The sequence below is a fragment of the Flavobacterium sp. UBA6195 genome, assembly GCF_002422095.1.
Lineage (GTDB): Bacteria > Bacteroidota > Bacteroidia > Flavobacteriales > Flavobacteriaceae > Flavobacterium.
Window position 1 is genome coordinate 1 of the sequence record NZ_DITB01000036.1, and the last position, 7219, is coordinate 7219.

Annotated in this window: 6 protein-coding genes; 5 read left to right on the plus strand and 1 reads right to left on the minus strand. The window is 33.5% G+C overall.

All coding sequences use genetic code 11. From position 1 onward, the window contains the following. Nucleotides 1–221 precede the first annotated feature (221 nt). The 5 genes from B4I81_RS02690 to B4I81_RS02710 all read left to right on the plus strand — a co-directional run bounded on the left by B4I81_RS02690 (nucleotide 222) and on the right by B4I81_RS02710 (nucleotide 5778). Nucleotides 222–1094 carry a hypothetical protein gene (locus B4I81_RS02690; protein WP_291107141.1) on the plus strand — a complete coding sequence of 291 codons (873 nt, stop codon included), beginning with the start codon at nucleotides 222–224 and terminating at the stop codon, nucleotides 1092–1094. A gap of 178 nt (nucleotides 1095–1272) precedes the next feature. Continuing rightward, nucleotides 1273–2136, plus strand: coding sequence for a succinate dehydrogenase cytochrome b subunit (locus tag B4I81_RS02695; protein WP_291107144.1), 864 nt, complete (start codon nucleotides 1273–1275; stop codon nucleotides 2134–2136). 18 nt (nucleotides 2137–2154) lie between these two features. Beyond that, a complete protein-coding gene (locus B4I81_RS02700; RefSeq protein ID WP_291107147.1) occupies nucleotides 2155–4164 on the plus strand; it encodes a fumarate reductase/succinate dehydrogenase flavoprotein subunit in 2010 nt (669 codons plus the stop codon). Nucleotides 4165–4170: 6 nt separating this feature from the next. Further along, nucleotides 4171–4932, plus strand: a complete 762-nt coding sequence (locus B4I81_RS02705; RefSeq protein WP_291107150.1) for a succinate dehydrogenase/fumarate reductase iron-sulfur subunit — start codon at nucleotides 4171–4173, stop codon at nucleotides 4930–4932. Between the two features lie 81 nt (nucleotides 4933–5013). Continuing rightward, entirely contained in the window at nucleotides 5014–5778 is a 765-nt protein-coding gene (locus B4I81_RS02710; protein WP_291107154.1) for a nitrilase family protein, read from the plus strand. On the opposite strand, the gene B4I81_RS02715 is transcribed toward B4I81_RS02710, so the two are convergent. Then, nucleotides 5775–7219 (minus strand): Ig-like domain-containing protein (locus B4I81_RS02715; protein WP_291107157.1); only part of this gene is annotated, 1445 nt, incomplete at its 5' end. The genes B4I81_RS02710 and B4I81_RS02715 overlap by 4 nt on opposite strands.

The window sequence follows — 7219 nt, forward strand, 5'->3', positions numbered from 1 at the left end:
AAAAAAGATAAAAACATCAAAATCAAATCAGCTGAAAACAAGAAGTTTTATTTACCTGTCGGAAAATTTAAGGTTACGATTTCAATAAATAAAACTTTAGAAAGCAAATGGTTTGAAATCTTAAATCCTAAAAAATAGTTAAAAAGGCATACTTTTTGTTGTAGTTTTTGCGTTAAATGATTTAATAAACATTTTGTTGCAATATCAAACGTTTTTGATTTATGAAAAAAATTGTTGGAGTTCTTTTAGTTTTGGTTTCGGTTGTGTCTTTTTTTTCCTGTGAGGATGAAGACGATGCAACAAACGAGCCATATTTGATTGTTAAATTTCAATTTGATCCTAATCAAGTGCGTTTGAATAATTTGGGGCAACCTGCATCAATTCCATCAGGACATGCGGCACAATCTCCCGATTTTAGTAAAATTAGTGCGCATTATTTTGAACTGGCACCAACGGCTTACACCCAATTAGGGAATGGTACCATTTTGTATCATGCCGATGAAACTACTCAAGGCGGTTCGGTTGCGATTGATTTTAGTAAAGCGGTTATTGTTAGAGAAGGTGAGGCTTTTTTAAAAATTCCATTAAGTCAAGTAGCACAAGGAAATTATGAATATGTTCGTGTTTCTTTGGCGTATCAAGAATATGGAATTTCGGTACGAAATAATGGCGCCGATTATCAAGGAAAGCTTGCTAGTTTTGTTGGATATAATACTTACATCACAACACACGCTATAGGTAATAATTCATTTCCTATAAACGGAAATCGTCTGCAAGGATATTGGGCTTTTGCTTTAAATGATGTTCCTTACGCTACTTCTGGCCAAGCTCCAGCTGGAGCAACCACAGTTCCAAACCCTATTGCTTCTACTTCGCCAATACCTGCAGGTTCATGTGTAGTAACAGGAAAATTTTCTCAAAACTTAATTATCAATGGTAGTGAAACTCGCGATATTGTTATCACTTTATCGCTATCTACAAACAATAGTTTTGAGTGGCGAGAGGTAACGGCTGATGGTAAATTTGAGCCATCAATAGGTGAAAATGTGGTCGATATGGGTCTTAGAGGATTGATTCCGTCTTATGTAAGATAATTATTTTGCTAAAATACTATATGTTTTCATTTGAAAAGCCTTTTAATCCTTTGATATTCAACGTTAGTTAAATTCATTTTAAAATCATTATAAATTAGCTCGAAAAGGTTGTAGTTAATTTCAAATAGCCTTATTTTTGTTTGATTTTTTATTAAACTAGTACAATCAAATAAAAATTATGGCAAAATCAGCACTATTGAAGTCGTCTATTGTAAAAAAATACTGGATGGCTCTTACAGGTTTATTTTTATGCTTGTTTTTGGCGGGTCATTTGGCAGGAAATCTTCAATTGATTTTTGGAACCAGCTTGCAATTTAATGAATATGCTTTATTCATGACCACCAATCCAGCAGTTAAGTTACTTTCATATCTTACTTACATTTCAATTATTTTCCATGCAATTGATGGAATTATGTTGACAATCCAAAACAAAAAAGCACGTCCAATAGGTTATGCTAAAACGGATGGTTCTTCAAGTAGTTTTGCTTCAAGAAACATGGCGGTTTTGGGAACTTTAGTTTTAGTTTTCATCGCTACTCACATGGTGAATTTCTGGGCTAAAATGCATTTCGACAAAAACATGCCGTTAATGGTTAAAGAAATTGAAGTACAAGGAAACAAACAGAAATTTTACGTAGGAACACAAACAGGTCAATATTTTCCTGTTGAACAAGTTGGAAAAGAAGGTGATAAACCAGATCCGATGACTATGATGCAAAAGCAATTTGTTATTAAAAACAGAACCGAATTGCATTACAGTCAAGCCGATGTAAAAACAGCTGATTTGTACAAAGACTTATACAAATTAACAGTAGATTTTTTTAAAGATCCTAAATATGGTCTTGCTTTTACAATCTTCTATGTTTTGTCAATGGTTGCTTTAGCGTTCCACTTGTGGCATGGTTTTCAAAGTGCTTTCCAATCGTTAGGAGTAAATAGTTCTAAAATTACACCTATCATTAAGTTTGTAGGGAAAGCATTTTCGATAATAGTTCCAATTTTATTTGCTATTATCCCAATCTTTTTACACTTTAAAAAATAATCAACATCAGTATATATTATGAAGTTAGATTCTAAAATACCAGCTGGTCCTTTAAAAGATAAATGGACCAATCATAAAAATCACTTGAAATTAGTTGCTCCAAATAATAGACCAAAAATCGATATTATTGTGGTAGGAACTGGTTTAGCAGGTGCTTCTGCCGCTGCTTCTCTTGGAGAAATGGGGTATAATGTAAAGGCATTCTGTTTTCAAGATTCTCCTCGTCGTGCGCACTCAATTGCGGCTCAAGGAGGTATCAATGCAGCAAAAAATTATCAAAATGATGGTGATAGCGTTTACCGTCTTTTCTATGATACTATTAAAGGTGGTGACTACCGTGCGCGTGAAGCAAACGTTCACCGTTTAGCAGAAGTTTCAGGAAATATTATCGACCAATGTGTAGCACAAGGTGTTCCTTTTGCACGCGAATATGGTGGAATGTTAGATAACCGTTCGTTTGGTGGAACGCAAGTACAACGTACTTTCTACGCTGCTGGACAAACAGGACAACAATTATTATTAGGAGCATATTCAGCTTTATCAAGACAAATCGGGTTAGGACGTGTACAAATGTTCAACCGTCACGAAATGTTGGATTTAGTTAAAGTGGATGGAAAAGCTCGTGGAATTATCGCTCGTAACTTAATTACAGGAGAAATTGAAAGACATTCAGCTCATGCTGTGGTTATTGCTTCTGGAGGTTATGGAAACGTATATTTCCTTTCTACAAACGCAATGGGAAGTAACGTAACAGCTGGATGGAAAATCCACAAACAAGGAGCGTTATTTGCAAATCCATGTTATGTACAAATTCACCCAACATGTATTCCGGTTCACGGAACAAATCAGTCAAAATTAACGTTGATGTCTGAATCGTTACGTAACTCAGGACGTATTTGGGTGCCAAAGAAAAAAGAAGATGCTGAAGCAATCAGAGCTGGGAAATTAAAACCAACTCAAATTGCTGAAGAAGATAGAGATTACTACTTAGAAAGAAGATATCCTGCTTTTGGTAACTTAGTGCCACGTGACGTAGCTTCAAGGGCTGCAAAAGAGCGTTGTGATGCTGGTTACGGAATTGAAGCTAATGATACTAATGAAGGAGTTTACTTAGATTTCTCAACAGAGATTCAAACAAAAGGTCGTCAAGCGGCTTATGCTAAAGGAAATCATAATCCAACACCTGAAGAAATTACAGCATTAGGGAAACAGTGGTTAGAAGAGAAATATGGTAACTTGTTTACGATGTATCAAAAAATCACGGATGAGAATCCTTATGAAACACCAATGAAAATTTATCCAGCAGTTCACTATACTATGGGTGGTGTTTGGGTTGATTATAACTTACAATCTACAATTCCAGGTTGTTTCGTAGCTGGAGAGGCTAACTTCTCTGACCACGGAGCTAACCGTTTAGGAGCGTCAGCTTTAATGCAAGGTTTAGCGGATGGATATTTTGTATTACCTTACACAATTTCTAACTATTTAGCAGACGAAATCAGAACAGGTAAAATTTCTACTGAATCTCCAGAATTCGCTGAAGCAGAAGCTAGAGTGAAAGATTCAATTAGTAAATTCTTAAACAACAATGGTACCAAGTCTGTTGATTATTTCCATAAAAAATTAGGTTTGATTATGTGGAATAAAGTAGGTATGGCTCGTAACGAAAAAGGATTAACAGAAGCTATTGCTGAAATTGCTCAATTAAAAGAAGATTTTTACAAAGATGTTTATGTTCCTGGAAGCGCAGACGAATTGAATCCTGAGTTAGAAAAAGTATTAAGAGTTGCAGATTTCATCGAATTAGGTCAATTAATGGCTATGGATGCTTTACAACGTAAAGAGTCTTGTGGAGGTCACTTCCGTGAAGAATATCAAGATGCTGAAGGTGAAACATTACGTGATGACGAAAACTTCAAATTTGTTGGAGCTTGGGAATACAAAGGTGATGACATCAGTAAAGAAGAACTTCACAAAGAAGAATTGAAATACGAAGAAATTAAAATTGCAGCTAGAAATTACAAATAATAGATTATGAGTGCAGCAAAAAATATCAATATAAACCTTAAAATTTGGCGTCAAAAGAACGCAAGTTCAAAAGGGAGCATGGAAACTTATAAATTAGATAATGTTTCTACTGCAAGTTCGTTTTTGGAAATGTTAGACCAATTAAACGAGCAATTAATTAATGAGAAAAAAGAACCCGTAGCATTCGATCACGACTGTCGTGAAGGTATTTGCGGAATGTGTTCTTTATACATCAACGGACGTGCTCACGGACCTGATACAGGAATTACTACTTGTCAGTTACACATGAGAATGTTCAACGATGGTGATACAATTTACATTGAACCATGGAGAAGTAAAGCATTTCCAGTTATCAAAGACTTAGTTGTTGATAGAAGTGCTTTCGATAGAATTCAACAAGCGGGTGGTTTCGTATCGGTAAATACTTCTGGAAATACTATTGATGCCAATTCTATACCAGTTCCTAAAGACGATGCTGATAAGGCTTTTGAAGCAGCAGCTTGTATTGGATGTGGCGCTTGTGTGGCAACTTGTAAAAACGGTTCTGCAATGTTATTCGTGGGAGCAAAAGTATCACAATATGCTTTATTACCACAAGGTAAAGTAGAAGCTACACAACGTGTGTTAAACATGGTACGTCAAATGGACGAAGAAGGATTCGGAAACTGTACGAATACAGGAGCATGTGAAATCGAATGTCCAAAAGGCATTTCGTTAGAAAACATCGCTCGTATGAACAGAGAATTTTTAAAAGCTTCTTTGAAATAATTCATTGAAACATTAAAATAATAAAAACGCATTCATTCATTTGGATGCGTTTTTTTGTACTTTTAATAAAAATTTTACCTAATGAAAGTTGCACTTTTTCAAACCAAACTAGCTTGGGAAAACCCAATAGTAAATCGAAAATTCATAGAAGAATATTTTTTAAATGAAGACGAATCGTTTGATTTATTTGTTTTACCCGAAATGTTCACTTCTGGTTTTACCATGAATCCAGTTGCTGTAGCCGAAACTATGGAAGGCGAAACCATGGCTTGGCTAAAAGATTTGGCTAAAAAGAAAACGTGTGCTATTACAGGAAGTTTAGTCATCAAAGAAAATGAAAATTTCTACAACCGAATGGTGTTTATTTTTCCATCTGGCGAAGTGCAGTTTTACAATAAACGTCATTTGTTTACCTTAGCGGGAGAGGAAAAAGTGTACAAAAAAGGAACTGAAAAAGTAATTGTAAATTATAACAATTGGAATATTTGCCTGCAAATTTGCTACGATTTGCGTTTTCCGGTTTTTGTTCGAAATGTTGAAAATTATGATTTGTTATTGTATGTTGCCAATTGGCCAAAACCACGAATTAATGCTTGGGATGCCTTGTTAAAAGCACGTGCCATAGAAAACATGTGTTACACAATTGGCGTTAATAGAATAGGAGAAGACGCCAATCATTTAGTATATCCCGGACATTCTCAAGCTATTGACTTTTTAGGAAATACAATTGTGGACTGCGAAAATGAATTAGGTGTTTTTATCTTTGAATTAGATAAAATGACTCAACATGATGCTAGAATAAAATTTAATTTTTTGAATGATAGAGACGATTTTAATATTCGCTAGTCCAAAATAAAATCTTGTTCTACATCCCAATTCGCTCTAACGTCAATTTCTTTTGGAAAGTAAATAATTTGTTCAGCTTGTTTTTTTGCTAAGTAGTTACCGGTATCCCATTCATTATTAGCGTTATCGTCATAAATAATTCTAATAGTATATAGGTTAGGCTCAATGGTTTCAAAATAAAAACTCGTAAGACTATTAGAATTCATTTTATAAACTACTTCATCTTTAATTAAAAGTTCAACAATTATGGGGAAGCGTTTAACATTTATTAAATTTATTTTTAAATTTCCATAATCGGCTAGTTGTTTTGTTTCACAAACATATTTTAATGAATCATTAGTTGTTTCATAAAAGTCCTTAATCGCACCCGGAAGGATATTCAAGATGTATTTTTGATTTTCTTCCTTTTTAAAATCAAATGTTATCTCTTGTTCAAAATCTACATATTTTGTGCTGAATTTTACAGGAATAGAATCTTTGTTTTTAATTGATATTTTGGATTCATCAATATTCAAAATTGGAGTATTAGTTTTAATTTTAAAAGATTCTCTAAAAGCCAATACATTTTCGGTTTTATTTTCTAGTTTAAGGCTGTCGGTAATTTTAAGTGTTTTTAGCTTTGAACTGAATGTTTTATTGTAATTGCCATTAGAAACAGAAATTTGTATGGAGTCCATTTTGATATTTGGATAAAAAATCTGGACAGAGTCTTTATTTTTTACAGGAAATTTACTTACTTTAATTGGAATTTCTTTATTTCCATAAGAGGCAGTAATTGTAGAATTTTTAATATCTCCTTTAAATCCCATAAATAATTTATTGTTGCTTTCTTGAGTTGGTTTTTCGGCCTTAAAAGCTAGTTTTTCTTGGAAAAGTTCTAATTCAATCGTTTCAGAAGATGGGATTGTGATGGTGCTTTCAATGAAGCCTATTTTGTCAGTATCGGTGTTAAACTTGTTGTTGTTTGTTTTTTCTTTTAGTGCAATAATTTTATACGAACCTTCCTTCAGATTTTCTAAAGAAAATTCTTTTAAACTATCTAAAGTGTTAGTAATATACAATGGATTTTCTTTGTATACTGTTGAGTCGGTAAATGTTTTGGCATCATATAACATCACGCTAACAAAATTATCGGGTTTTTGATTATATGCGTCTTTGATTTTTCCAACAATTGATAAAGAATCTAAAGTATTTCCTGTAGAAAAAACATATTTAAATTGCGAGAATGGATTTCCTTCATTATTGTCGGTAATACTTTGCCCAAAATTGAAACTATAGGTTGTGTTAGGTTGTAATGTGTCTAAAATTTTAATTGAAATAAATTTACTGGCACTCCCTTGAGGTACAATTATAGGTTGCTTTTTCATGGGAGGTGAAATAATTAATTGTTTATTAATGTCTTTTACTTTAATCAGCTCATCAAAAGTTATTTTAATCTCAT